Origin of the sequence: Ruegeria haliotis (genome assembly GCF_013377785.1) — a bacterium.
GTDB lineage: Bacteria > Pseudomonadota > Alphaproteobacteria > Rhodobacterales > Rhodobacteraceae > Ruegeria > Ruegeria haliotis.
On sequence record NZ_JABXWT010000093.1, the window covers coordinates 1 to 617 of the forward strand.

Below are 617 nucleotides of genomic sequence, written 5' to 3' on the forward strand. Positions count from 1 at the left end.
GTATATAATAAAAGGTATTTTATTTTTATTAAAATTATATAAATTTATAAGTTTAGTAATAATAAGAAATATTTTAATAGGTATTTTTGATTTTGAAATATATAAAAATATTATAATTAATAAATTAGATGTTTATGTTTTAGGATTTAAAATATTAGGTGAAAAAAATTTAATTATGTTTTATATAGAAAAAGATTTATTAAGTTATAATTTAGTAATAAAATGTATAAAATTTATGTTAATTTTTAAATATAATGGATTTATTTTTTTTGTATATAATTTTAGTGGTTTTGATGTTTATTATTTATTAAAAATTTTAATAGAATATAATGAAAAAAATAATAATTATTTTATTTTAAAATTTTATTTTAGAATTGGGAAAATTATTAAATTAAAAATAGGGTTTAAATTATTTAAAATAAATATAATTTATATAATATTTGTTGATAGTTATTTTTTATTAAATAAAAGTTTATGAAGTTTATGTAAAGATTTTGAGATTAATATTAGTAAAGATTTTTTTTGTTATAATTTTATAAATGAATTAATTTTATTTTATAAAGGAAAAATATTTTTAATTGAATTTTTTAAAGGTATATTATAAATAGAATAAGATC

1 protein-coding gene is annotated in these 617 nt (G+C 10.4%); it reads left to right on the forward strand.

Features of this window, described 5'->3' with window-relative positions; all coding sequences use genetic code 11:
• On the forward strand, positions 1-478 hold a 478-nt coding region (locus HW561_RS24520; protein ID WP_176867778.1), incomplete at its 5' end, for a hypothetical protein.
• Positions 479-617 lie beyond the last annotated feature (139 nt).